The sequence below is a fragment of the Clostridium aromativorans genome (genome assembly GCF_020908015.1).
Lineage (GTDB): Bacteria > Bacillota > Clostridia > Clostridiales > Clostridiaceae > Clostridium_B > Clostridium_B aromativorans.
The window spans coordinates 14529-40677 of sequence record NZ_JAJJPB010000016.1; the positions used below are offsets into that span (position 1 = coordinate 14529).

At 35.6% G+C, this 26149-nt stretch carries 21 protein-coding genes and 1 riboswitch; of the genes, 11 read left to right on the plus strand and 10 right to left on the minus strand.

What is annotated here, in order from left to right; all coding sequences use genetic code 11:
• The first annotated feature begins 263 nt into the window (after positions 1–263).
• Both LN736_RS12160 and LN736_RS12165 read left to right on the plus strand, forming a co-directional pair.
• The gene (locus LN736_RS12160) at positions 264–2753 is read left to right on the plus strand and encodes an MMPL family transporter (protein WP_326839085.1); all 2490 of its coding nucleotides are present in this window, start codon (positions 264–266) and stop codon (positions 2751–2753) included.
• Positions 2743–6294 carry a GLUG motif-containing protein gene (locus LN736_RS12165; RefSeq protein ID WP_229981619.1) on the plus strand — a complete coding sequence of 1184 codons (3552 nt, stop codon included), beginning with the start codon at positions 2743–2745 and terminating at the stop codon, positions 6292–6294. Before LN736_RS12160 ends, LN736_RS12165 begins: the two co-directional genes overlap by 11 nt.
• 60 nt (positions 6295–6354) lie before the next feature.
• On the opposite strand, the gene sugE is transcribed toward LN736_RS12165, so the two are convergent.
• Positions 6355–6675, minus strand: a complete 321-nt coding sequence (gene sugE, locus LN736_RS12170) for a quaternary ammonium compound efflux SMR transporter SugE (protein ID WP_179977797.1) — start codon at positions 6673–6675, stop codon at positions 6355–6357.
• 57 nt (positions 6676–6732) lie between these two features.
• A riboswitch (guanidine-I (ykkC/yxkD leader) is annotated at positions 6733–6836 on the minus strand.
• A gap of 303 nt (positions 6837–7139) precedes the next feature.
• Between sugE and LN736_RS12175 the strand changes: the two genes are divergently transcribed.
• Complete coding sequence (locus LN736_RS12175; RefSeq protein ID WP_179977796.1) at positions 7140–8351, plus strand: trans-sulfuration enzyme family protein; 1212 nt, start codon at positions 7140–7142, stop codon at positions 8349–8351.
• A gap of 65 nt (positions 8352–8416) precedes the next feature.
• Here the strand turns inward: LN736_RS12175 and LN736_RS12180 are convergent, their stop codons facing one another.
• Complete coding sequence (locus LN736_RS12180; protein ID WP_229981620.1) at positions 8417–9310, minus strand: LysR family transcriptional regulator; 894 nt, start codon at positions 9308–9310, stop codon at positions 8417–8419.
• Positions 9311–9410: 100 nt separating this feature from the next.
• Here LN736_RS12180 and LN736_RS12185 point away from each other — a divergent pair, with 100 nt between their 5' ends.
• The 5 genes from LN736_RS12185 (at position 9411) to LN736_RS12205 (ending at position 14524) form a co-directional block, all read left to right on the plus strand.
• Positions 9411–9512 (plus strand): group II intron maturase-specific domain-containing protein, encoded by a 102-nt coding sequence (locus LN736_RS12185; RefSeq protein WP_179977794.1) that lies wholly within the window; start codon positions 9411–9413, stop codon positions 9510–9512.
• Positions 9513–9607: 95 nt separating this feature from the next.
• Positions 9608–11029, plus strand: coding sequence for a sigma-54 interaction domain-containing protein (locus LN736_RS12190; protein WP_229981621.1), 1422 nt, complete (start codon positions 9608–9610; stop codon positions 11027–11029).
• 254 nt (positions 11030–11283) lie between these two features.
• Positions 11284–12102: a BKACE family enzyme gene (locus LN736_RS12195; RefSeq protein WP_229981622.1), complete on the plus strand. Its 819-nt coding sequence runs from the start codon at positions 11284–11286 to the stop codon at positions 12100–12102.
• A 17-nt stretch (positions 12103–12119) separates the two neighbouring features.
• Entirely contained in the window at positions 12120–13067 is a 948-nt protein-coding gene (locus tag LN736_RS12200; RefSeq protein ID WP_229981623.1) for a 3-hydroxyacyl-CoA dehydrogenase family protein, read from the plus strand.
• Positions 13068–13207: 140 nt separating this feature from the next.
• On the plus strand, positions 13208–14524 hold the full coding sequence (locus tag LN736_RS12205; RefSeq protein WP_229981624.1) for a gluconate:H+ symporter: 1317 nt from the start codon (positions 13208–13210) through the stop codon (positions 14522–14524).
• 119 nt (positions 14525–14643) lie between these two features.
• Here LN736_RS12205 and LN736_RS12210 read toward each other — a convergent pair whose 3' ends face one another.
• Together LN736_RS12210 and LN736_RS12215 are read right to left on the minus strand one after the other, a co-directional pair.
• Entirely contained in the window at positions 14644–15417 is a 774-nt protein-coding gene (locus LN736_RS12210; RefSeq protein WP_229981625.1) for a sulfite exporter TauE/SafE family protein, read from the minus strand.
• A 1-nt stretch (position 15418) separates the two neighbouring features.
• Positions 15419–15994: a TetR/AcrR family transcriptional regulator gene (locus LN736_RS12215; RefSeq protein WP_150358653.1), complete on the minus strand. Its 576-nt coding sequence runs from the start codon at positions 15992–15994 to the stop codon at positions 15419–15421.
• A gap of 199 nt (positions 15995–16193) precedes the next feature.
• Between LN736_RS12215 and LN736_RS12220 the strand changes: the two genes are divergently transcribed.
• A complete protein-coding gene (locus tag LN736_RS12220) occupies positions 16194–16526 on the plus strand; it encodes a hypothetical protein (protein WP_229981626.1) in 333 nt (110 codons plus the stop codon).
• Between the two features lie 121 nt (positions 16527–16647).
• On the opposite strand, the gene LN736_RS12225 is transcribed toward LN736_RS12220, so the two are convergent.
• Entirely contained in the window at positions 16648–18045 is a 1398-nt protein-coding gene (locus LN736_RS12225) for a DHA2 family efflux MFS transporter permease subunit (protein WP_229981627.1), read from the minus strand.
• 196 nt (positions 18046–18241) lie between these two features.
• Here LN736_RS12225 and LN736_RS12230 point away from each other — a divergent pair, with 196 nt between their 5' ends.
• Both LN736_RS12230 and LN736_RS12235 read left to right on the plus strand, forming a co-directional pair.
• Complete coding sequence (locus LN736_RS12230; RefSeq protein ID WP_229981628.1) at positions 18242–18778, plus strand: flavodoxin family protein; 537 nt, start codon at positions 18242–18244, stop codon at positions 18776–18778.
• Between the two features lie 52 nt (positions 18779–18830).
• Positions 18831–20513, plus strand: coding sequence for a MutS-related protein (locus LN736_RS12235; protein ID WP_229981629.1), 1683 nt, complete (start codon positions 18831–18833; stop codon positions 20511–20513).
• Positions 20514–20601: 88 nt separating this feature from the next.
• On the opposite strand, the gene LN736_RS12240 is transcribed toward LN736_RS12235, so the two are convergent.
• The 5 genes from LN736_RS12240 to asrA all read right to left on the minus strand — a co-directional run bounded on the left by LN736_RS12240 (position 20602) and on the right by asrA (position 26115).
• Positions 20602–21882 (minus strand): exonuclease domain-containing protein, encoded by a 1281-nt coding sequence (locus LN736_RS12240; protein ID WP_229981630.1) that lies wholly within the window; start codon positions 21880–21882, stop codon positions 20602–20604.
• A gap of 454 nt (positions 21883–22336) precedes the next feature.
• Positions 22337–22843 (minus strand): DUF1097 domain-containing protein, encoded by a 507-nt coding sequence (locus tag LN736_RS12245; protein ID WP_229981631.1) that lies wholly within the window; start codon positions 22841–22843, stop codon positions 22337–22339.
• 54 nt (positions 22844–22897) lie between these two features.
• Positions 22898–24106: a molybdopterin molybdotransferase MoeA gene (locus LN736_RS12250; protein ID WP_179977785.1), complete on the minus strand. Its 1209-nt coding sequence runs from the start codon at positions 24104–24106 to the stop codon at positions 22898–22900.
• A gap of 159 nt (positions 24107–24265) precedes the next feature.
• Positions 24266–25057, minus strand: coding sequence for an anaerobic sulfite reductase subunit AsrB (asrB, locus tag LN736_RS12255; protein WP_229981632.1), 792 nt, complete (start codon positions 25055–25057; stop codon positions 24266–24268).
• On the minus strand, positions 25057–26115 hold the full coding sequence (gene asrA / locus LN736_RS12260) for an anaerobic sulfite reductase subunit AsrA (RefSeq protein WP_229981633.1): 1059 nt from the start codon (positions 26113–26115) through the stop codon (positions 25057–25059). The genes asrB and asrA overlap by 1 nt, the downstream gene beginning before the upstream one ends.
• Positions 26116–26149 lie beyond the last annotated feature (34 nt).

Below are 26149 nucleotides of genomic sequence, written 5' to 3' on the forward strand. Positions count from 1 at the left end.
CTCTTGATGCGTTAAAATAGCAACTTGTAGATTATGTTAATTGGCTCGATAATCGCAGAATTCATTCATTTTGTATATATTGTTTCATAATTTTGCGGATTAATCTAATTTGTCTAAATATAGACAAAATCTTTTATTTGATTCTTGATAAAATTTGTGTCTACTTCTATTATTAAAAGGAGTAGGCTATTGTCTATAAATTTGCAAACGCATGAAAAACAATTACTTTTTTATTGATGAAAGTAGGAAATTGGAAATAAAGAATGAGACATGAGGATATTACAATGGAAAATAAATCACAAGATAATAATATTATGAAGAAAATTTCAACATTTATTGTCGATAAACGGCAGGGCTTTTTTCTGTTGTTTATTGTTGCCATAATTTACTGCATTATTTCAATTCCCAAAGTCTCAATCAACAATGATATCACTACCTACTTACCGGCTAATTCGGAAACACGTCTTGGCCTGAACGTAATGCACAAAGAATTTACTACATTTGGTACAGCCAGCGTAATGGTAGCCAATATCAGTTATGACCAGGCGGAAGAAATCAGCAAAAAGATAAAGGAAATCAAAGGGGTTTCTTCTGTTGATTTCGATAACAGCAGCAAGCATTTCAAATCGGCATCTGCCCTGTTTGATATTACATTTGATGGACAGGAAAAGGATAAAGTAAGCATTGATGCCATGTCCGAGATTAGGAAAATGCTTTCAGGATATGATTTTTACGTATCGAGTACTGTGGGTGTAGATAATGCGAAAATCCTGGCAAAGGAAATGACCTCTATACTTGTGATTGCGGTTATAATCATTTTGGGGGTTTTGCTGTTTACCTCCAAGACATATATGGAAATTCCTGTTCTGATAATTGTATTTGCTGTTGCAGCTGTTCTGAATATGGGAACCAATTATTTATTAGGCACAATATCTTTCATTACAAATGCTATAGCAATTGTGCTGCAATTGGCCCTTGCTATTGACTATGCCGTTGTTCTGTGCCACCGTTATACAGAAGAAAGAGAGACGAAAGAACCAAGGGAAGCCACCATTGCAGCGCTGAGCAAGGGTGCTATAGAAATTGGCTCCAGCAGTCTTACGGCTATTGTAAGTTTAGCTGCTCTCATGTTTATGCAGTTCCGGCTCGGTTATGATATGGGAATTGTCATGATCAAGGCCATTGCATGCAGTCTTGTGAGCGTTCTTCTCTTAATGCCTGGTTTACTCATGCTTTTTCATAAAGGAATTGACAAAACCGGCCATCGGAACTTTGTACCTGCAATAGATTTTATCGGAAAGCTGGCTAACAAGACGAGGTACGTTGTGCCTTTGTTGTTCATACCTCTTCTGATTACAACTTTTTATCTAAGCCGTCAGACTGAATTTGCCTTTGGTCAGAAGGACATCCCCACAATTAGACAAAACGAAACACAGATTGCTGATCATAAAATAAAAGAGACTTTCGGGCAGCCGAATATCCTGGCAGTGGTTGTTCCTTCCGGAAATTATGAAAAAGAGGGAGAGCTGCTGAAGGCTCTGGGCAAAATAAAACATGTTACAGCAGTTACGGGTCTTGGAAATATAAAAGTAGGCGATTATGTGCTGACGGATAAGATGACTCCGAGAATGTTTGCTGAACTTACAAATATGGACATTAATGATACAAGGCTGCTTTATGCAGCTTATAGCCTCGAGCATGAAGAATACGGGTATCTGGTAAACGAGTTTAACAATCGGAGTGTAACACTTTATGAAATGTTCATGTATGCATATCAAAAGGTTCAGGAAGGCTATGTGACACTACCTTCCGATACAAGAGAAAATCTATACGAAATCCATAAGCAGCTTGTAATGGCAACAAAACAACTGCAGGGGAAAAATTATTCTCGAATGGTTATTAAACTGGATCTGCCGGAAGACAGTAAGGAAACCTTTGAGTATCTGCCGACCGTACGGAAGGTGGTATCGGAATTTTACAAGGAAAATACTTTTCTCGTAGGAGAGTCAATTAATAATCATGATCTGGCAACCTCATTTGAAGTTGACGATATAGTTATATCTGTATTGACTCTACTGTTTGTTGTGTTTGTCTTGCTGTTCACATTCAAATCTGCAGGATTACCCATACTTTTGGTTACTACGATTCAGGGAAGCATTTGGATTAATTTTGCGATCCAGGCATTATCCCATAACCGTGTTCATTTTATAAGCTATTTGATTGTTTCAGCGATTCAGATGGGGGCCACCATCAACTATGCTATTTTTATAACAAACAGATATCTTGTGGCAAAGAAGCATATGTCGATTTCAGAAGCAATCAACGAGGCAGTCAATGGGGCTTTCCCGACGATTATGACGTCGGGTTCCATCCTCTCATCAACTGGAATTTTGATAGGTCTCCTCAGCTCGGATCCTGTTATCTCTGCCATAGGCAGCTGTCTTGGGAGGGGAACAATCATCTCCATTTTTCTTGTTTTATTTGTTCTGCCTCAGATACTGCTCCTCGGTGATATTATTATCGAAAAAACAAGATTCACACTACAAGTGGATACTTATCAAAAAGTTCAAAGTGGCAATGTGCGTCTGAACGGGCATATTAGAGGTTATGTTTCAGGTATGATAAATGCCAACATCAAGGGAGACTTGAAAGGAAAAATTGATGCGGTGATTGACAGCCAAAATACATCAATAGAGCATATTGATGAAACCGAAAGTACAGCACAGGAGGAGAAAAATCAGGATGAAACTTAAAAAGAGAATTGCAGCTTTACTGATAATTATTGCAATATTTATTAATATTGCCGGTATTCCTGCAATGGCAGCACAGGACGAAAAAGTCATCTATATAAATTCCGTGAAGGATCTTGTCAAACTCGGCAATGACTGTTCTTTGGATACATATTCGCAGGGGAAAACAGTATACCTGAAGCGTAACCTGGATATTTCCAACAGTAAATTTGCCGCCATTCCTACATTTGGAGGGACTTTCAATGGTGGCGGGCATACAGTCAGCGGATTGAAGATTACAAAAGCAGGCTCTGTACAGGGCGTATTTCGATATATACAGAACAGCGGCAAAGTTATTAATTTAAATGTATCGGGAATCATCCAGCCATCTGGAAGCAAGCAGGAATTGGGAGGAATTGCCGGGATCAATTACGGAGAAATACTGAATTGTTCTTTTTCAGGATCCATTGTGGGGAGCAAGTCTGTTGGAGGTATTGCGGGAGTGAATGAAACAACAGGAACAATCAAAGGCTGCAGCTCCTCAGCTACTGTTACATCGGATCGCTGGGCAGGCGGCATTACAGGTAAGAATTTAGGTTCCGTTTTTTATTCAACCAATAAAGGCAAAATCAATGCGGTCTATACGCAAAAGCGTACTCCCAACACGACTGTCGATTCTAAGAACAGTAATTCTGATATTCTTCCAAAGTTTGGTGTGGGAACTGATGCTTCCAGAAATCAAACATCGGAAGCTGGTACAGGTGATTTGCTGAATGAGCCGGGAAGTTATATGGATGCCGGCGGAATTGCTGGGCATTCTTCTGGAATAATACAGTATTGCAAAAACTCCGGGGAAATAGGTTATCCCCATGTGGGCTATAATGTAGGTGGTATTGCAGGCAGACAAAATGGTTATCTTACAAACAGTAGCAACCAGGGAGAAATCCAGGGCCGTAAAAATATAGGCGGTATTGTGGGGCAGATGGAGCCGAACCTTTCTCTTCAATATTCAGAGGATACCTTTCAAAAAGTAGGAAGCCACCTGCAGAAAATGTCAAGATTGTTTGACAACCTGCTGGACGATGTACACGGCAGCTCAAATTCCATATCGAATCAGATTACTGATACTATGAAAGCCATTGACAGTGCTTTGGCGACAACAAACACTCTTGCCCATCAGACAACCGACTTGATTTCGGAAGGTAGTGAGTCCATTAATAACTCAAGCGAGAGAATAACAAATTCCCTGGCAAAATCAGAGCAGGTTTTCGAACAGCTTGAAAATGCAGCGGACAACATGTCGGCTGCTGCGAAAAATGCTGCAGATGGATTTGAAAGCCTGCGGGGAAGCAGTTCCAAGGCAGCTGAGGCCATGGAGGATTTATCGGATGCTTTCGATAAATTTGGAGATGGTGCAGATAAGCTTCAGGATGCTTCGGATAAAGTTGTTGAAGCTTTTGATAAACTGATAGTAGCACCAAACGAGGACGAAAGAAAAGCTGCCTTGGAAGATCTGCAAAATGCTCTGGCTAGTGCTCAGTCTGCTTCTCAAGAGATGAATTCCGCCCTTCAGAATGCGGTGACTGCGCTACAAAAAATACGCGAAGAAGATCCTGAAGCTTATGATGAACTCAATCAGGCGCTTGCCGATTTGTCTTCCGGTACTGCGAAGCTCATTACAGCTTTTTCACAGATCAGTGCCGATTTGTCCGTTGTTATTAGCAATTCTTTACCATCAATCGATCTTGATGGTTTTGCAAGTGGGATGGCTTCTGCATTGGAGTCTTTTAATGAGGCGGTTGATAATGTGACCGAAGGTTTCGAGAAAATTAGTGATGCTTTTAATGAAATGTATAAGGCAAGTAATGATCTTGGTGAAGGTCTTGGATCTTTTAAGGACGCATCAAACAACCTGTCTTCGGCACTTGCCAATTTAAGTGATGCCTCTGCAAAAATGGAGCAAATTATTTCAGAATTGACAGAAGAGCCGATTATTCAGCTTCCAGTTCCTGATGAATCCTATTCTAATCATCTGGATCAGCTTTATGACTCCCTTTCTGAAATAACCTCCGGCATTGAAACAATAAACAACCTTGCGGCAGATGCAGGCACTGCGGTAACAAATGATCTAAAAGCGATTACTGCGGAGATGAATAATATTGGTGAAGAATTAGCCAGCTCCAATGAACAAAAGGAGGATGCCAACCTTTTTCAGGACATTTCGGATAAAGAACTGGCCGATGCTAAGGAAGGAAAGGTTGCCTTCTCTGAAAACACCGGTGTTGTGAGCGGAGATGTTTCTGCAGGTGGGATAGCGGGTTCCATGTCAATATTTTATGAATTTGACCGGGAGAATGATGTTCTCAATCCTCAAACTACTGGAACAAAATCACTGAATTTTGTATACAAAACAAAAGCTGTCATTTATCAATCCTATAACAGAGGAGAGATTACTGCAAAAAAGAACTGCGCCGGCGGAATTGCAGGAGAAGCAGATTTAGGAACTGTATATGGCTGCCAAAACTATGGCAATATCAAAAGCACTGATGGCGATTATGCAGGAGGCATTGCTGGCAGTTCCTTGTCCACAGTTCGCCTTAGCTATGCTCTCTCGGAGATTTCCGGAAAAAGCTATGTTGGAGGAATTGCAGGTTCGGGAGAAAATATTGAAAACTGTTATGCTTTTGTTCGAATAAACAGTGACGGAGAATACCTGGGATCTATTGCGGGAGCTGGTGACGGAAACATTACTAATAACTATTTTGTTGGAAATCAGTGGAATGGGATTGACGGAATAAGCTATAGTGGAAAAGCAGTTCCTCAGGAATACAGTAATTTTATCATGGCAGAAGACATGCCGACTGAATTTAAAAATCTAAGACTCCGCTTTCTGGTGGACGGTAGGGAAATAGCTGTGATTCCCTTTCATTATGGGGAGTCCATCTCTACCAGGATGCTGCCTGAGATCAAACCAAAATCCGGGTATTCTGCGAAATGGCCTGATTATGATTACAGCAATTTGACTTTTAATGAGACATTTGAAGCGGAGTATGACCCTCTGGTTACTGCTATTGCCAGTAAGCAGACTCGAGGGAAACCTGCACGCCCAATTCTTATAGCGGAGTCCTCTTTCGAGAAGGGCGCAGTCATTAACCTGTCTAAAGCAGAAACGAAAAGCAAAATGATTTCAGTAAATGATCAGAGTATCCTGGAGTCCTGGAAGGTGACGGTCAACGGCCTGCATGACGGCAATGCAAAGGAAATCAAATTTAGATATCTTGCATCCGAAACAAGTGGTAAAATTCATATTTGGGTCAAAAAGGGTTCTGGTTGGGAAGAAGAAGCTTATAAAGCGGATGGCAGCTATCTCATTTTTACGATGGAACCACAGAGTGTGTTTACTGTTACGATGCAGCCAAATATTTTTCTGAAATATCTGGCTGTCTGGATAGCTTTAGCAAGTCTGCTTATCCTTATTGCTATATTTTTCCTGATGTATCGCAGAGGAAAATTGCTTCCAGTGCAGACTTATTTTAAAAAATTATTTAAAAAAATAAGGTCATAGCATTGCTATTTATTCTTACTCACTCAGACTATGAAAAATTATATAATGGCAAAAAGCTTATTAATGTGGGGATACAAGCTTTAATCCTAATATACCCACTATTATAAAGCCAATACAAATTATCCTAATTATATTAATAGGCTCTCTAAATAATATTATTCCGAAGATTACAGTACCAATAGTTCCAATTCCTGTCCAGATTGCATATGCTGTACCCAAGGGAAGAGTCTTTAGTGCTAATGATAAAAAATAGAAACTTCCTATCATTCCTATTATTGTAAATATACTTGGTATAAGTTTTGTAAATCCCTGTGAATATTTTAATGCTATCGCCCACCAAACTTCTAATAAACCTGCAATGAATAATATTAACCATTTCATAATTTTCACTCCCTATAAATGTAAAAAATAAAAAAGCTCCGGTTGATATTATGAAATATCTCCCGGGCTTTTATCCCTCCGTGAACACAATAAGTTGTGTGTTTCATCTTGGACCTGACCAGTCATAAATTTCAAACTGCGGAACCCTATAAAACTTAAAACTGTGTTATTATTTTACTCATATTAAAATAATAGCAAAAAATATATGGTTAATCAATAGACATTTAATTTCAAATTATTTTATAATTATAAATTAAGGCTTGATCTCAACCTACTAAAAGTGAAATATATTCATTTATAATGTGAATATAATGAACTTTACTAACCTATAAAATGGATATATATTATAAATAAAGTAGCTGCATAAAAATATTACGTACTCTACTAAAAATTAAAAAACTGGGCAGATAAATAAGTATATGTGAAATATTTTGATAAAAAAGTATTAGAAGAGGAGGTAAATAATGGATACAAAAAAACTATTGTTTAACGCAAGAGCAATACATGTAGGGAGTGAACCAGATCCAGCTACTGGCGCGCATGTTGCTCCGATTTGCCGTACTTCAACATTTGTAATGAAAAATGTTGAAAAAGCAATTGCTGCAGGTTATGGAGATGAAGAGGGAGTTTATGCATATACTAGATATGCAAATCCGACAGTAGATGCTGTACAACGTAAGATAGCAGCTTTGGAAAATGCAGAAGCGTGTTTAATGGCTGCATCAGGAATGTGTGCTATAACTACATCATTGCTTGCAAATTTAAATACTGGCGATCACTTAGTCGCTGGTAATACTGTTTACGGAGGAACTTTTGCTTTTATTAAAAACATTATTCCTCGTTTTGGAATTGAAGCAACTACAGTTTCAACAACTGGTGATAATATTGAAAACATTAAAAAAGCAATGAAACCTAATACGAAGATTGTTTATATTGAAACACCATGTAATCCAACTTTGGGAATTACAGATATCAGGAGGGCGGCGGAAATAGCACATGAGGGTGGAGCATTACTGTATGTTGACAGCACATTTGCAACACCATATCTGCAAAATCCACTTTCATTGGGTGCAGACATTGTGCTGCATTCAACAACTAAATACTTGAATGGACATGGAGATATTTTGGGCGGAGCAATTGTAGGAAATAAAAAATTAATTCATAAAATAGATGCCGAGTTTATGAAGTTTATGGGTGGAATTATGTCACCTGCAGATGCAGCAGAACTTTCTAAAGGTATTAAAACTTTAGGTGCTAGAATGGATAGGCATTGTGCAAATGCCAGAAAAGTAGCCGAATTTTTAGATAACCATGATATGGTTGAAAAAGTATTATATCCTGGACTAAAATCTCATCCAGGTCATGAGATCGCGAAAAGACAAATGAAAGATTTTGGAGGAATGATGAGCTTCAATGTCCGCGGTGGATTTGAAGCAGGAAAAATGTTGATGGATAGCGTGAAAATGATAAGTTTAGCAACTTCTTTAGGTAATGTCGATTCACTGATCCAGCACTCAGCATCAATGAGTCATGCTTCTATGAGCAGAGAAGAACGTGAAGCAGTTGGGATTGCAGATGGGCAGGTTAGGCTATCGGTAGGAATTGAAGAAGCAGAAGAAATTATCAAAGACTTAGATCAAGCTTTGAATAATGTTAAAAAACGATTAAATTTATAGGTTAAAATTTATACTACACATTTTAATTATAAAATATCCTTTATACTAAACAAGATAGTATCGTTTCAAATGATGTTATCTTGTTTTATTATACTTTTAATATATGAAACAATATGATCAAACATTTTTAAAGTTGCGGGAGAAAGTAATTGTTTTTTATGTGTTACTAGTCCAATAGTACGAAACTCATTTGGCACTATTGGATAGATATTTACATTGCATCGCACTTTATTTAGAATTAATTCTGGAACAATACTTATACCAAGTCCACTCTCAACAATTGCAATGATGGATTGGTCATCTTCTATGAAAAATTGTGGGCGGATAGATAAATTGTATTTTTTAATAAAAGAAATGGTGTCTGAATTATAACCTTCTTGTTGCAAAATAAAGGGATGATCCCTTATATCATCAATGGTGACATATTTAAAATGAACAGGTTTAAAATTTTTCGGTGTAATACACAGAAGTCTATCCATATACAGAGGCGTTTCCGTAAGATCTTCTTTAACAGGCAGAGTAGCAAAGCCAATATCTACAACACCTGTTTTTACCCAGAGCAGAACATCTTCATAATCCCCTTGCATAATATTGATATCAATGTTTGGATAAAAGTTGTGAAAAGATTTTACAATATCGGGAATCCAATTGGTACAAACACTGCTAAAGGTACCAATTACTACAGTTCCCTTTTCCAGTCCGTTAATTTGTGCTGCTTCTTGCTGCAACTGTTTTTCGCAGCTTAGAATTGCACGTATACGTATAAGCATAAGTTCTCCTTCGCTTGTAAGTTTTACGCCAGTTCTGCTTCGTAAAAATAGTGGGAAACCCATCTTACCTTCCAGTGAGGATATAGAATGACTAACAGCCGATGGAGTTAAATTCAAAACTTCAGCCGCTCGTAAAAAGCTTTGTTGCTTTGCCACAGCATCAAAAATTTGATATGAAAATATTGACATATATGTTTCTCCTTATAGGTGAATATTATTCATTTAAATAGTATAATGATGAGCTATATTTTAGATAACTTAATAATACAGTTAAATAATAAAATAGTCAATGTCAATTACATCTTCGATGATAAATCCTACTATCAGAGGTTGGTTCAACTATTTTACAAAATATAATCCTTCAGCAGTTAAATATACCATTTTATGCTAGTTATAAGGTTAAATATTTTATCTTTATTATTTGATATAATAAAATTTATAAGGAAGGGTGTGTTTATAAACTATTCTTAGGAGGATGAATAAAATATGGAAGATGATACACAAATAGGAAAGATAAGTAAATGTGACTTTGAAGAAATTGTTGATAATTTATATGATGGTATTTATTTTGCTGACGGAGAGGGAAATACATTGTATGTAAATAGAGCCTATACAGAAATGACTGGATTGAACCGAGATAAGCTTATAGGTAGAAATGTGAAAGACTTGCTTAAGGAGGGCGTTTATTATAATGCTGTCACACTAGAGGTTATTAAGCAGAAAAAAACTGTTACTTCAATAGGAAAAGCTAAAAAAGGCGTGGAAATGCTTATAACTGGAAGCCCTATTTTTTCCCATGGGGGAACTGTAAGGCGAGTTGTAGTTATTGATCGGGATATTAGTGAATTAAGAAGAATACAAAGGGAATTAGAACTTTCACTAAAGAAAATTAAAGTAGTGGAAAAAATAAACTCCAAGAAGGAACAGGAAATTGAACATTTGAGAAAGCAGCAGCTAAATAATAATTTTATAGGCAGCAGCAAAGAAATGAAAGAAATATTGAAGATGATTTCAAAAGTTGCACCTTTAGATGTAACCGTTTTGATTACTGGTGAATCCGGCGTGGGAAAAGAAGTAGTTGCAAATCAAATTTTTAGAAAGAGCCTTCGTAATAAGGGAGCATTTATCAAAGTAAATTGTGCCGCTATTCCTGCAAATTTATTGGAATCTGAATTATTTGGTTATGAAAAGGGCGCTTTTACTGGCGCTATTAATAGAAAAATAGGTTTGTTTGAATTGTCAGATAAAGGTACATTAATGCTTGATGAAATTGGAGACATGTCATTGAATTTACAGGCGAAACTGTTGCGTGTTATTCAAGAGAAAGAAATAACTAGAATAGGAGGAGAAAAAACAATTCCCGTAGATGTGCGAATTATTGCCGTAACAAATAAAAATTTAAAAAAGATGGTGAAGCAGGGAACATTTAGAGAAGACTTATATTACCGGATAAATGTGTTTCCAATTCATATTTTACCATTACGTTCACGAAGGAGTGATATTTTAGATTTATTAGATCATTTTTTAAAAATTTATAATACCAAGTACAGTAAAGAAGTTGTAATTGATAAAAGGGCTATTTCGGTGTTTCAAAGATATCCTTGGCCGGGAAATATTAGAGAATTGAAAAATATAATCGAAAGAATTGTTATTATTTCTGAACCACATACTTCTATTACTCCAGATGATGTAGCTAGTTTATTGATGATGAAAGAAGAGAGAGCTGATATGTCACAATCCAAGTTGGGGCTAAGAGAGAGTATTCAAAATGTTGAACGGGAATTAATTAAAGAAGCGTTAAAAAGAGGCGGAAGTACTAGGAAGGCAGCAGAAATTTTAAAAATTAGCCAATCGGCTGTAGTAAAAAAAGCAAAAAAATTATCGATTGATTTTAATAAGCAGCAATAATAGATAATTTTGATTATAAATAGAATCAATTTGATTACAAATGGAATAATTTTTAAATATGGTCATAATCAATGAATAAGGGCAGTTGTAGTCAGGATTGATTTCTTATTTTCAGAATATTGATGAATTAATTCATCAATATTCTTTTTATTTTGTCAAAAAAGCTAGTAAATGAGGAAATTTAGATTTGGTATAGTATTTGCTGATATAGATACGTGTAAAAAATAAAAATCAAATTGAAAGGATGTTTTAAAATGGAAAAGATAATTGTTACAGCAGCATTGACAGGAGCGTTTCCTCGAAAAGATAAAAACCCCAATATTCCTACTACACCACAGGAAATTGCCAATGAAGCATATGAATGCTGGAAAGCTGGAGCAGCTATTGTCCATCTTCACATGATAGATGAAGAAGGCAGGGGAACAATGAATAAAGATAAATTTGCAGAGACTGTGGAATTAATTAAAAGTAAATGCGATGTTGTTATAAACTTAACAACTTCTGGAGATTTAAATGCTACGGATGAAACTAGAATGGCACATCTAGTTGAATTAAAGCCTGAAATGGCCTCTTATGATGCAGGTACAATGAATTGGATGAATAACTCAGTGTTTTATAATACTCCGGCATTCCTAGAAAAGTTGGGTAATTGTATGAAGACCAATAATGTTAAACCAGAAGTAGAAATTTTTGATGCAGGAATGATATACAATACATTGTATTATGTAAAAAAAGGAGTTTTAGATGTACCAACACATTATCAGTTAGTTTTAGGAGCAGTTGGAGGAACTGCGGCAACTGTTGAAAACCTTGTTTATTTAAAGAATTTACTTCCTAAAGGTTCTACCTGGTCAGCTTTTGGTATAGGGAAACAACATTTGCCAATTCTCTATGCAACTATTGCACTTGGTGGACATGTTCGCGTAGGACTAGAAGATAATATTTATTATTCTTATGGGAAAATTGCCAAATCAAATGTAGAATTTGTAGAAAGAGCAGTTAGAGTAATTAAGGAAGCTAATAAAGAAGAGGCTACGCCAGCAGAGGCAAGAGAAATATTAGGTATAAAATAACTAGGAGGAAATATAAAATGATAAAAAAAATAGCTGTAATTGGTGCAGGAACGATGGGACACAGTATCGCAGAATGTTTTGCCCTTTATGGATATCCAGTAAATTTGTTTGATACCAATTCGGAGACATTAAAAAATGTAAAAAAGACAATGGATAAGGATTTGTCAGAATTAGTGGAAGGAGGTTTATTTAGTGAGGAAGCTATCGTAAAGTCGCTGGATAATGTTACACTTTTTAATGATATGGAGAAAACAGTAGAGGATAGAGATTATATAATCGAAGCTGCACCTGAAAAAATTGATATAAAGAGAGATATATTTTCTAAATTGGATAAATATGCACCTAAAAATGCAGTTTTTGGAAGTAACACCTCCAGCTTATCATTAAGTGAAATGCTGACAGCTGTAAGTGATGAAAGGAAAAAGAGAATGTTAGTGGATCATTTTTATAATCCGGCACTTTTGATGCCGATTATTGAGCTGTCGTTTTTTGGAAATATGCCAGAAGATATTTTCAAAGAAATACAGGAGATCTACAAATCTATAAAAAAACAAACAGTTAAAATTTTAAAAGATGTACCAGGACTTGTTGCTAATCGTATTCAACAGGGAGTTGCCAGGGAAGTGTTTTCACTTATGGAACAGGGAGTTGCCGAACCAGCTGAAATAGATAAAGCGTTAAAATTTGGTCCGGCATTTCGTTATGCCACAACAGGTCAATTGGAAGTGGCTGATCTTGGCGGTTTAGATATTTGGTGTACTGTAGGAGATAATTTGTTAAAAGTGATGGACAACTCAACTTGTGCAAATCCGATTTTACGTGAAAAAGTTGAAGCTGGAAAACTGGGAGTTAAATCCGGAGCAGGTTTTTATGACTATAGGCCGGAGGAAATTGAAGCTCTTAAAAAAGAATTTAATAAACGCTTAATTCATCAGCTGAAGGCTTCTGAATTCTATATTAAATGAAAACGGTGCAAAAATCATCTGTATTATTTTGTATGTTAATTGAGTATGACCTTGAGTTAGTAATAGAGTAATATTACTGGCTTAAGGGTGATACTGAAATAATTTAGAGATCAATTTTGGAAGAAGGAGTGAATTATATTATGCCTCTTATTATTTTGGCAGTAGGTATCGCATTTCTTTTTGTACTATTAGTTAAATTTAAACTCAACGGATTTTTATCCCTTATGCTGACCTGCTTGGTAGTAGGTGTGGCAGAAGGATTGCCAATAATGAAGACCATTAGCTCAATTGAGTCAGGTGTAGGAGGAACACTAGGACATCTTGCAATAATTTTAGGCCTTGGAGCAATGTTTGGCAGGCTTATGGCAGATGGTGGAGGAGCTCAGCGTATTTCGATGACTTTAATTGAAAAGTTTGGTAGGAAAAATGTTACCTGGGCAGTTGCATTGACAGGATTTATTGTTGGTATAACACTATTTTGGGAAGTTAGTTTTGTTGTACTTATTCCGATTATATTCACCATAGCTGCAACTGCTGAGATTCCATTATTAGAAGTTGGTATTCCAATGTTGGCGGCCATATCGGTGACTCATTGTTTTTTGCCGCCGCATCCTGGTCCAGTTGCTGTAGCAGGAATTTTTAAAGCCAATATTGGGTTGACATTAGCTTATGGAATAATAATAGCAATACCAGCCTTAATTGTTTCCGGGCCATTATATTATAAATTGGTTAAAAACAACAAATCTGAAATACCAAAAGGCCTGGCTATTGCCAAAGTATTTAAAGAAGAGGAACTTCCTGGTTTTGGAATAAGTGTTACCACAGCTCTTATACCTGTAATTCTTATAGCAGGATCATTATTAATTGAATTTTTTGTTCCCAAAAATTCATATGCACATACGTTTTTATCCTTTATTGGAAATACAGATATGGCATTGTTAATAGCTTTCTTTATTTCATTATATACTTTTGGATTTCGTGTGGGTAAAAAGATGCCTGAGTTAATGAATAGTACGGTAGAAGCGGCCAAGTCTATTGCAATGATTTTACTCATTATTGGAGGTGGTGGTGCCTTTAAACAGGTTATAGTTGACAGTGGAGTAGGAAAATATGTAGCAACCTTAGTAGTAGGACTGCCTATATCACCATTAGTATTGGCCTGGGTTATTACAGCTCTTATAAGAGTAACAGTTGGCTCTGCGACAGTAGCATTATTTATGTCTGCTGGAATCTTATTGCCATTGCTCGCACAAACAGGTGTTAGTCCAGAATTAATGGTGTTGGCTGTTGGATGTGGCTCTATGTTCTGTGATCCTCCTACTGATGCGTCTTTCTGGATGGTTAAAGAATATTTTAGTTTGACTTTTCCTCAGACACTTAAAATTTGGTGCGTACAGACATCGATTATTTCAATAATGGGATTAATTGGTGTAATGGTTTTGAGTCTGGTAGTCTAAAATAAGTACAGATTATTGATAGGTATAGATTTATACAAAACTAAATCTATAAACTAAATCTATACCTATAATTTAAATGATTATGAAAACTGAACTATATACCAGCAGAGCATATGCGTCTATTTAAAAATCAGCATTCCACCCATTACAACGATCATGGTGAAAAGTGCTGGTCGAAGAATCTTTTCTAATTTTTTCTTATCTATGCGCTTGAGAAGGAACGGGCTTGCAAAAGCTCCACATACTGTACCCACAGCTAAAAGTCCTACGAGTTTCCAATCGATATTTCCCAATCCAAGATGTGTGATAAATCCAGTAATAGCTATGCCAAGTAACACGAGTACTGAAGTCCCCACTGTTTCAAGTACCTGACATCCTAAAATCATAAGTCCTGCTACAATTGGACCGCCGCCGCTTAAACCGACAAGCCCGGACATGACTCCCCCCAGCAGGCCAAAACAAACCGCTTTAATAATATTGGATCTCTTAGTTTGACTAACATCTTGGGAATCATCTTTCTTTTGGTTACTTCTTGTGAATGAAATAAGCATCTGTACGGCCAGTAATACCAAGATAATTCCGGTCAGTTTATTATACAAGTTCTGTGGCAGCAGTCCGGAACACAGTGAACCTATAATTGAACCGACTACACCTCCGATTAGCATGGTAAGGCCTAAATGTAAATTTACATTTCCAGCCTTCCAGTGGCTTAAGGTCCCAACCGCGGTGGTAGGAATTGTAGTTGCAAGCGAAGTTGAGGCTGCAATGGCAGGAGGAATGTTGAAGAAAGCAGTGAGAATCCCCACATAGACAGCTCCACCGCCGCCGCCAAGGGAAATAATAAGCAGACCGACTGCAAATCCAACTATAGGTAAGGCAATATATTGAACCATGCTAATTATCCTCCCTTGTATTTAAAGTTGATATCAGACATGAAACAAGCTGTTCGAAGCTTTTATCCACATCGGCTTCGGTGCTCTGAAAAAACCCTACCTCTTCTAGGGAGACAAATCCGTGAAGGGCACTGCGGAACCCGCGGACAAAATGAATGGTTTTTTCTTTACTGTAGTGATAAGATTCCATGACCTGGTATAATATATGGACAACAGCATGACCTGCTTCCTGAATACTTCTATCATTGTAAGCGGGAAATCTCAAAATTGCCTTGTAAAGTTCCGGATTTTCTCTTGCAAATTTACGATATGCCAAAGCAATTGTCATTAACGCATCGCCCTTTGACCGACCAACTGCTGCACTGCGGATGGTGTCTCCGAGTCTGGAGATAGCAAGCCTTGCAATGCCCAATGAGAGTTCTTTAAATCCACTAAAATGATTGTACAGTGATGGTGATTTTACACCCAATTTTTCCGCAACCTGTAGTAAGGAAACATTTTCAAGTCCATTTTCTTCCACCAACTCTGCTGCGGTATTTAGGATTGTCTCTGTATTTAACCTTCTTTTTGCACTCATATTAATCTCCTTTATATAAAACTATAATAAATTTATTATAAACTAATATGATTAGTTTGACAATAATTTAATTTGAACTTTCAAGAATATTTTAGGTGTATAATATAAGTAAAGAAACTATACGTATGAAATACAAAAATATCTGCAATTCCATAAGTTTATAAAGATTATGTATTTTTAAAGAAAGGATGAATGTGCAATGACTCAAAAGTTGTGGTTATGGTTATGGCTGTCCGTTGTTATGGTTATTTCCGGTGCATTGTTACTGTATCCTATTGGAACAACAGCCTTAAATATCATATTTGTTGTAGTTAAAATTGGCATGTTAGCGGGTTTAGTTATACTTCTATTTTTAAGAAAAAAACTTGGCTTTTATATTTGGGCTTTATTTTCTATCGGTGCTGTTGTAATAACTATAATTAAGTGGAACATAGTGGGAAGAGTTTCTTTTCTTATAATTGCCAGCATTGTTGTTGACATACTTATGCCTGTTGTCGCATATGTACTTATAAAAAAATATGGGGTCATTTAGAACTGCAGCTAAATGGATGAAATTTAGATAATAGATAGCTTTTTACAAAACCTATCTATTATTTTTTTGACAATGCTGCTAGAATTATAGCAGCATTTAAAATAAACCGGAGATATTGTTGTTATTCCGATTTTAAAGTAAATGACAGAAAAAGACCAAATAAAACAAGCACTGCTAGAGCTAGTACTGCTGTACTGAATCCGGCAGTAACAGCGGCTTGTTCTGAAGCCAAGTTATTTAAAGCTTTTTGCTGTGAAGCCGACATAATGCCTATAAATAATGAGGAGCCAATTGCTGCTGATAATTGTTGAAGTGTGTTTAATATGGCCACCCCGTGTGGATAGTATTCTCTTGGCAATTGATTAAGGGAACTTGTTTGAGATGGTGATAATGTGCTTCCAACTCCAATACATACTACTATATAAATAATTGTAATCTTTGCAAGAGATATATCAAGAGTCAGTCGCGACAAAATAAATAATGATACAAGCATTATAACAAATCCTACCTGTATTAAAATTTTCGCTCCTAATTTATCGTAAATTTTACCTCCTATAAGTGTCACAAATCCATTGATAAGTGTTGCCGGAAGCAGTACCATTGCAGCTACAAAAGTTGTTGTTTTAAGTGCTCCTTGAAGAAACATAGGTAACATTACATTCATAGTAAATATCGTCATCATGGAAATCATGACAAGTGCTACACCAATTGAAAATAAAGGAAATTTAAAAGTACGTATTTCCAACATAGGTTCTTTTAGGGACAATTGGCGTTTACCAAATGCTATCAATGTGATCATTCCAATAATAAATGTTATACCAAATATCTTCGTATTTCCACTGTCCAGACTACTTAAGCTGTATATAATTCCTCCAACCCCAATGGTTGATAATATAATTGATGTGATATCAATTTTTGGTTTTGTAAGAGTCGATACATTTACTAAATAAATATGTCCAAATATCATAGCTAGTATTATAAGTGGAATTAACATTATAAATAACACATGCCAGTTGAAAAATTGTAATATAAATCCTGAAATTGTCGGTCCAAGTGCCGGCCCAAGCTGAATTGCACAGGCACCTATAGCCATTGCTGAACCGCGTTTTTTCTGCGGTGTTATAAGTAGTATTGTATTCATCATAATGGGAATCATCATTCCAGTACCCGAAGCTTGCAGCATTCTGGAAATAAGTAATATTGGGAAAGTCTTAGAACAAGCTATACATATTGTCCCAATCAAAAGTATTACCATAGCTCCCAAATACAACTTTTTTAATTCGAATGATTGGATTAAAAAAGCTGTAACTGGTACCATAACAGCTACAATCATCATATATGCAGTAACTATCCATTGTATTGTTCCCGCTGTGACGTTCATTTCCTCCATAAGAATGTTTAATGCAACATTTAATATGGTTTCATTAAATACTGCTAAGAACCCACTAAATGCCAAAACTGCCAGCATTGCCTTTATATTAATTTGTGTTTTAGGTTTTAATGTTTTTGAATCTTTCATTGAATTGATCTTCCTCCTTTTTATTAAGTTCGTACAGTTAATGTCCAAAAAAAAGCAAGTAGTATTGACAACCGGATTTACGTTATCAAAACTACTCGCTGTATATATATTATATAATAAGTTATATAATAAAATAAAGCTGTTTTGTGTAAAACTGTAAAATAAAATTATGTATAATATATCAGGAGGTATTAAGATGAAGGTATTGGTTTTAACAGGAAGTCCGCATTTACAGGGAACTACATCATTTCTTGCCGATGAGTTTTGTGATGGCGCAAAAGAAGCAGGCCATGAAATAGTTCGCTTTGATACAGCAAGATTAGATATTCATCCGTGTATAGCCTGTTCTCATTGTCTTAAGAATGATGGCAAATGTGTATATGATGATGACATGTCACAAGTTTATCCGCATCTATTGACAGCTCATATTGTTGTTTTAGTAACACCGCTCTATTATTTTAATATGTCAGCACAGCTTAAGCGTACTATTGACCGATTTTTTTCTGTTGATTCTGTACTGCTTAAGATGTCAAAAAAACTTTATTTAATTGCTGCTGGCGGAGTTAAGGATAATTGGGCAATGGATACTTTAAAAGTGAATTTTCATTCACTATGTCATTATCTTCATTGGCAGGAGGGAGGTATGCTTCTTGTTTTGGGTTCAAGCAGCAGAAAAGATGTAGAAAATAGTAAATACCAGAAAATGGCAAGAAATTTAGGGTCGGGTTTATAGTTGTGACTGATAGACACAAGCTCAATATATAATGTTTTAAAGGAGAATGATTATGACAGCTATCATTGTGTATATACTGTTGATCATAGCAGTGAGCACCTTGTTTTCAGCTTATTCAAGTTTTAAATCTGACAGTGAAATCAAGGAGAGAATAAAAAGTAATTGGGGCAGAGAAAAAGATGAAAAATACAATGATGACGATATGAATAGCATTGCTGAGTATTTTAACAACAGGAGGGAAAAAAATAGAAGTGATTTTTTTATTGATGAAATTACATGGAATGATCTGAGTATGGATGATGTTTTTAAAAACATCAACGCCACGGAAAGCAGCCCCGGTGAACAATTTTTATACAACATGCTTAGAGAACCGCTGTACGATGAGAGAGAACTTAAAAATAGGGACAGATTGATAAAATTTTTTCAGGACAACCCAATTGAAAGGGGGAAAATACAGTACATACTTGCTAAACTGGGTAAAAATAGGAACTGTTTTATATCTGATTATTTTTATAAAAAAGAAAGTGAGAGAAAATCAAATCTTATTTACTATAGAATCCTGGGGGGAATACCCATTTTGGGAATTGTACTGCTGTTTTTCAAGCCCTATGCTGCATTGATTATAATCATGGTATCTTTTGGTGTAAATATATATAAACATTACAGCGAGAAGAAAAAAATAGTACATAAATTTGAAGCTTTTATGTACATACTCAAAATAGCCAAATATGCAGGGTTGATTTTAAAGGAACAGGTGGAGGAACTCCAAGGCTATAATGAAAAACTAAGATATGCTCTTAAGGGCATAAAAAGCATAAAAAATGCAGCTTTCAGTCAGAGTGGAGGTGCTACGGATTCAGGTATACTTACAGAGTACATGGGAATGTTTTTTCTGGTGGAACTTATAAATTATGAAAAAATGTCCGATATGCTTATAGAAAGAAGCAGTGAGTTCGAAGCTATATTTGAGGTCGTAGGTGTAATAGACAGCTGCATATCCATAGCATCATATAGAGAGAGGATGCAAAATTATGTGACGCCTAAATTGATTAGATGCAGTAAAAAGCAGGCTCAAGTCAGTATATTTAAAGAACTGAGGCATCCTCTTATAAAAAATTCGATACCAAATTCCATAGAAATTGACAATTCAATTTTAATTACAGGATCCAATGCTTCCGGGAAATCCACCTTTTTAAAGACAGTGGCCATAAATATTATACTGGCTCAAACAATATATACTTGCCTGGCCTCGGAGTTCAAATGCTGTTATTTTAGAATATACACTTCCATGGCACTTAAAGATAATATATTCAATAATGAAAGTTATTATATAGTAGAAACAAAGTCTCTAAAGAGAATAATAGACAATATAGGGGATGACGTCCCAACCATATGCTTTGTAGATGAGATATTGAGGGGAACTAATACGGTGGAAAGAATAGCGGCTTCTTCTCAGGTACTAAAATATCTTACCTTAAACAATTGCATATGTGTGGCAGCTACCCACGATGTAGAACTTACATATATACTTGAAAAATATTTTTCCAACTATCACTTTCAAGAGAGGATAGTGGATAATACTATATCTTTTGACTATAAAATACATAAAGGAAGATCCCAAACTCAAAATGCAATAAAACTCTTAGGGATTTTAGGATATAATGATGATATAGTGGAAAAAGCTAAGGAAAAGGCATCAGAATTTTTAAAGGATGGAATATGGCAGGTAGAATAATTTTTATACTGTATTAAATTAAAATGGAAAGGGGAGTGTAAAAATTTTATACTCTCCTTTCCATATAGGTTTTAGTACAGGCTACATGCTATTGATTCTGCTGAAAGTCTTTTTTCTGCATTTCAAGCAGATAAGCAGGAGCTATTTTTATAATCTTATCTTCAACCTTTAGTACAATTGTTTCATAAGATTGACTTATACATTTAGGATTTGTTGTCTTGCTTATATATCCCAGAATGTCAGCGTTATAAATATTACTTTTCTTTTTATAGTATATGTCTTTTAAATCATTTGCCGAAGGGCTCAATAATTTCCATTCTTTCAATTTTTCTATTTTGTCATTTAAATTATTGAAGACTATAAGGGATTCTAAATCTAAAACTTTTTTGGAAATATCGATATTTTCCCTATTGGTTTTATATTTGCTCATATCTAAGAACTCATCTTCGTAGATTGTTTTAATATCATATCCCTGATCTTTGAGTTCAGCTGCCTTTTGTTCTTTAGAACTCATTCCGGAATTGTCAACTAGGGATTTATCCTGAATTCCCACAACTAAATAGTCTGTTTTCTTTGATACACCGCTCTTTAATATACCGCCTAAATTTACCACTTCCTGCATGGCATCTCTTCTATTTAAATTTTCTAGATCTCCTGTAAAGACCACAGTTTTATTGTAGAATGGATTGGAAGTATCGATACTGTCACACTCAGGTTTAATTTCAGATATTTTAACTGTATTGAATTTATTATGAAAAATAGGGCTTCTTTTTTTGAAAAGTTCTATTTTAGGATGTAGATCCTTAAAATTTTTAACTGGAACACTGGTATATGTATTGCAGAAGGATTCAAGGCTTTTCCTATGAGAGCGTTTCACACATTCGATGACTAAATTGGCACAGGTTATGGCGTCATCGAGAGAATTATGGTGGTGTCCTAAATCTATATCAAAATACCTGGCGCGGTCTTCTAGGGACTTACCTATTTTTTTACCCCTGCATAGTCTTGTTGATATCGGTATGCTGCAAACATATTTAAAATCTGGCATGGGTATCTTGTACAATGTCAGGCAATTTTTGAGTACAGACATGTCAAATGCAGCATTGTGGGCAACCATTAGGTTGTCCTTAAAATAAGTACTTATATTATTCCATATATCGGGAAAAAGTGGTGAGTTTTCAACGTCTTCTGGAGTTATCCCATTGATGGATATATTTTTTCTGCTGAACTCAAGAGTCGGTGGGTGAATTAAAAAATATTCCTTTTTGCATATCTCGTTATTTTTCACGGCAGCAATACCTATGGAACATGCACTGGTATATTTATTATTGGATGTTTCAAAATCTATTGCTACAAAATCAAATGACATAATATCCCTCTTTTTTATTGACCTTTTTAAATTTACTCTACTACATGATTATTATATATAATTTGCAGGTGTTTATCAATTCTAAGATTTTGGATTATACATCAACAGATTTACAAATAAAAATAAGATTGGATCATGATCGAGTATTTTAGGAGGGATAATAAAAACTTAAATTTTCGATGAGGTGATGAAATCATGAGCAAATATGTAGAATCGGAATACCCCTGCTATAGGTATTGATAATGATGTGAGTATAGCGCTAGCTCCGTTAATTTAGAAATAAACCAAAAGTTTATTAAAGAAGCTAATGACTTTTAAACTTTTGAAATTAGTGGATAAGGTTGACAATAAGCATCCGCCAGCTAAACTAGCGGATGTCTGCTTTATTTATAACCGAATTATATCTTTTTCCTTCTCTGCAACTTTATTGTATAACATTTTACACAAATCTTCCTTATCTATTATATAATTTAAATAAGAATTTTTGAAATTTGTCAACTCCAGCACCTACATACCATACACCCACTAGCATAGAGAGTCCAATTTGTATAGCCAGACTTCCTAAATTATTAATTCTGTCGGCAGTCATAATAGTCAAACCCACGGCCCATCCACACAACCATGCAGGTAGATATATCCATTTAGTAAACAATCCTGAAATTATTACTGCCAGTAACCCCAAAACAAATAGGGTAATAAACAATTCCACATTCGGATTAAACTGCATTATGTCCATCATTTTCAATGCACAACAAGCCCATATATCACCACATAAAAAACCTATTGAAATTTTAATCCCATCTTCAATTTTATTGCCATTAGCTACATAGACAGCTGCACAAATAAGAGCCACTGCTCCCGTTGAAATTCTAATATATGGACTTATAACAGCCCATATAGACGGCAATAGTGCAATTCCAAGCGCTAATGTTAAAATATCAGGCCATTCTTTTTTACTCATTTTTCCTCTTTCATCCTCCAATCTTTAATCTATACTCAGTAGAATCATATAATGTCATAGTATGAATTTTCCATTTAAGACCTCTCCTGCCTTAACATTTGCACATTTTTCAGGAATAATAATAATTCCGTTTGATCTACTCATAGTCATTAGATGATTGGAAGATTGTGATCCTACTTTATAAGCGTAATATTTTCCATCATGTTCTTTAATTTCTACGTATATATATTTTTTCCTTCCTATTTTGGCTTTAAAATCTTCCATTAAAATAACAGGGAATTCTCCTTTATTTTCAAATTGTTTACCCATCATTTTTTCAATTGCAGGTTTAACAAGTTCTTGAAAAGTTGTTATTAAAGACAATGGATTGCCTGGCAGAGAAAAAAATAGTTTTTCCTCATATGTGGCAAAAGTTACTGGTTTTCCAGGCTTGATTGCTACTGAGGTAAATTTTATATCTGCTCCTATTTCTTTTAACAGATCGTCTATAAAGTCGTAGTCTCCAACAGATGCTCCACCTGAGCTGACTACTATATCCGCATTTTCTAAGGCATATTTAATTTTTTCTCTTAAATTGTCCTTGTCATCTTTAATTACTCCTAAGGACAAGACTTTTGCACCTAAATTTTTAATTAAAGCTTTTAGTGAATATTCATTGCTGTTTCTAATTTTACCTCTTTTCAGTTTGCTATCTATACTGACTAATTCATCCCCAGTAATGATTAAGGCAACAGTAGGGCTTTTATAGACATTTACAGAACTATACCCTAATGAAGCCAATAAGCCTATTTCTACGGGCCTAATCTTACTTCCCCTATTTAGTGCCAATTCACCAACTTTAGTTTCTTCTCCAAGCTTGACTACATTATTATCTTTGTTTACAATTTGGGATACTTTTAATATACTGCCTTTAACTTCCACCTTTTCAATTTCTATAACAGCATCTGCACCTTTAGGCAGGGGCGCTCCTGTCATAATTTTAAAAGCTTCACCGGATTTTAGTTCATCTTCGCAATAGTCTCCTGCTTTTATTGATCCTTTGATCTCAAATTCTGCCGCGTTTTCTGCATCACAGTTTCTAGTATCATCACTTTTGATAGCATATCCGTCCATTGCGGACTTGTCAAAGGGTGGGAGATCATCTTTGGAATATATGTCCTCTGCTAAAATTTTGTTAAGACAGGATAGTATATCCTTTTTTTCTAAAGGAAGCTTTTTTGTATTTTCATTAATTATATTTAGAGCATTATCTACATCAATCATTTTTAATTCCCCCTATTTTTATATTATTATATAGACAAAACTTGAATCTGCCAAATCTAACATTTAAGCTGATTCAAGTTTTGCCTAATTTTCACATAAATAATCATAGATTAATTTGGGTATAAAATTTGGAGCCAACAATACCAAAGAATTTAATAGTTAATCCAGCAGATCTTTGGCTTTAGTATAGTTGAAAATCGGTCCCTCCAGGCAGACATAGGTTTCGTTTATCTTGCAGTGTCCGCACTTGCCTACTGCACAGGACATTTTTCTTTCAAAAGAAACCCATATTTTGGATTCTTCCACATCATTTGCAAGGCACTCCTGAGCTGCAAAGTGCATCATTATTGGAGGACCAACTATAATAACATTATAGTCTTTAAAGGTATTAAATGGAATCTTTTTAATGTGCGCTGTAACCATTCCAGTTTCAAATCCATCTACTTTAGTATTATCTAAGGTATAGATTGTATTGAATACAGTTTTGAATTTTTTAAGATCATACTCGAACAAAACGCAGTCGATATCTTTGAAGCCGGCAATTAGATTTACGGATTTGATCTCTTTTGGATGTTCATAAAAGTAGTTTAAAAGGCCTCTGACTGGAGCGAAGCCGGTACCGCCGGCAATTACCACCAGGTCTTTGTTCCTGAATTTATCTAGAGGGAAGGAGTTACCATAGGGACCTCTCATAAACAGTGTGTCATTAGGCTGCAGGCCGAAAATTCCCTCTGTAAGTCTGCCTACCTTTCGAATTGTGAATTCAAGCCATCCAGCTCCCTTGCCGCTTACGGATATGGGGGCCTCGCCTACCTTGGGAATTGACAGCTGAAAAAATTGTCCGTACTTGATATTGTCCTTATCATATGCAACCCTGAAGGTATATTCGGCATTGGTTTCATGTATCACATCTAGAATTTTATAAGGTGCAGGTAAGGTGATATTGGTCATTATTTATTCACCTCCCTGGATGATGGTTCTTCACTTGATATTTTTTCTATTTCATCGCTCAAACTGTTGATAGTATCAGAAAATGAAATCTCCTCTGGACATCGGCGGCTGCAACGGCCGCAGCCTACACACATATGCTCTGTACCGCCAAAACGGGCATTGTAATCATAAACCTTGTGCAGGGTTTTAAATCTCATTCTTTTACCGGCTGTTTCTCTAACTTTATGTCCACCTGCCATAGTTGTAAATTCTTCAAGCATGCAGGATGACCATACTCTTCTTCTCTCTCCCCTGCGGCTTGTTTCATTGTATATGATATCCGTAGTGTCAAAACAGCTGCACGTACCACAGACTGTATTACAGGCGCCGCAGCTTATGCACTTTGTATTGAAGCTATCCCATAATTTCAAGTTGTAAACTTTTTTCAAGAGATCAATATTGTCTATTTTAGGTAATTTTACTTTTGTTTGGTTTTGCTGAACAAATTCAGGAGTAAAATCCCTTGAGGTTTCCCCGCTGAAGTATTTTTTAAATTCCTCATCCTTTACTTCTATCAACAGGCCGTTGTCTTCAAATCTTACAGCTGCGCTGTAGTTGTCAGTCCGATTTGAACCCATGGAAACGCAGAAACAATTATCCCATCCTTTCCGGCATTCCATCATGAAGATCTTTATTTTATCACGTAATCGCTTATAATAATTATCCTCTTTGTCGCCGTTTTTCAGGAAAATGGTGTCCAGCCTTTTGATGCCGTTAATATCACAGGGGCGGGCAAATAAAATGATATTTTTACTGTCATCAATACTACTCTCAATACATTTATCTTCCGTAAAATAAAGAAGTGTCTGACTAATAGGGTAAAAGACTTCTTTCGGTGAAAAATCAGATTTTTCATCATAGACGATCTCTGATACCGAATTGATTTCAGCATAGCGTATTAGGTCGGTATTAGGCTTCCAACCGCGATTTTCAAAGCGTTTAGGAGCATATATTTTGTATTCTTTTTTAAGTTCATCGATTATTTTGTCCATTCTTTCCGAACTCACATAATAACTCAATGATTACCCCTCCTATCTTTTTATAAATTATATT

What these genes read in the sequence shown, in the direction of transcription:
- LN736_RS12165 (WP_229981619.1), top strand. Translation starts at nt 2,743, where the DNA reads ATGAAACTTAAAAAGAGAATTGCAGCTTTACTGATAATTATTGCAATA.
- asrB (WP_229981632.1), bottom strand. Translation starts at nt 25,057, where the DNA reads ATGACCAATATCACCTTACCTGCACCTTATAAAATTCTAGATGTGATA.
- LN736_RS12180 (WP_229981620.1), bottom strand. Translation starts at nt 9,310, where the DNA reads ATGTCAATATTTTCATATCAAATTTTTGATGCTGTGGCAAAGCAACAA.
- LN736_RS12160 (WP_326839085.1), top strand. Translation starts at nt 264, where the DNA reads ATGAGACATGAGGATATTACAATGGAAAATAAATCACAAGATAATAAT.
- LN736_RS12240 (WP_229981630.1), bottom strand. Translation starts at nt 21,882, where the DNA reads ATGTCATTTGATTTTGTAGCAATAGATTTTGAAACATCCAATAATAAA.
- LN736_RS12245 (WP_229981631.1), bottom strand. Translation starts at nt 22,843, where the DNA reads ATGAGTAAAAAAGAATGGCCTGATATTTTAACATTAGCGCTTGGAATT.
- LN736_RS12250 (WP_179977785.1), bottom strand. Translation starts at nt 24,106, where the DNA reads ATGATTGATGTAGATAATGCTCTAAATATAATTAATGAAAATACAAAA.
- LN736_RS12195 (WP_229981622.1), top strand. Translation starts at nt 11,284, where the DNA reads ATGGAAAAGATAATTGTTACAGCAGCATTGACAGGAGCGTTTCCTCGA.
- LN736_RS12225 (WP_229981627.1), bottom strand. Translation starts at nt 18,045, where the DNA reads ATGAAAGATTCAAAAACATTAAAACCTAAAACACAAATTAATATAAAG.
- LN736_RS12190 (WP_229981621.1), top strand. Translation starts at nt 9,608, where the DNA reads ATGGAAGATGATACACAAATAGGAAAGATAAGTAAATGTGACTTTGAA.
- LN736_RS12200 (WP_229981623.1), top strand. Translation starts at nt 12,120, where the DNA reads ATGATAAAAAAAATAGCTGTAATTGGTGCAGGAACGATGGGACACAGT.
- LN736_RS12220 (WP_229981626.1), top strand. Translation starts at nt 16,194, where the DNA reads ATGACTCAAAAGTTGTGGTTATGGTTATGGCTGTCCGTTGTTATGGTT.
- LN736_RS12210 (WP_229981625.1), bottom strand. Translation starts at nt 15,417, where the DNA reads ATGGTTCAATATATTGCCTTACCTATAGTTGGATTTGCAGTCGGTCTG.
- LN736_RS12205 (WP_229981624.1), top strand. Translation starts at nt 13,208, where the DNA reads ATGCCTCTTATTATTTTGGCAGTAGGTATCGCATTTCTTTTTGTACTA.
- LN736_RS12235 (WP_229981629.1), top strand. Translation starts at nt 18,831, where the DNA reads ATGACAGCTATCATTGTGTATATACTGTTGATCATAGCAGTGAGCACC.
- LN736_RS12215 (WP_150358653.1), bottom strand. Translation starts at nt 15,994, where the DNA reads ATGAGTGCAAAAAGAAGGTTAAATACAGAGACAATCCTAAATACCGCA.
- sugE (WP_179977797.1), bottom strand. Translation starts at nt 6,675, where the DNA reads ATGAAATGGTTAATATTATTCATTGCAGGTTTATTAGAAGTTTGGTGG.
- LN736_RS12175 (WP_179977796.1), top strand. Translation starts at nt 7,140, where the DNA reads ATGGATACAAAAAAACTATTGTTTAACGCAAGAGCAATACATGTAGGG.
- LN736_RS12230 (WP_229981628.1), top strand. Translation starts at nt 18,242, where the DNA reads ATGAAGGTATTGGTTTTAACAGGAAGTCCGCATTTACAGGGAACTACA.
- LN736_RS12185 (WP_179977794.1), top strand. Translation starts at nt 9,411, where the DNA reads ATGTCAATTACATCTTCGATGATAAATCCTACTATCAGAGGTTGGTTC.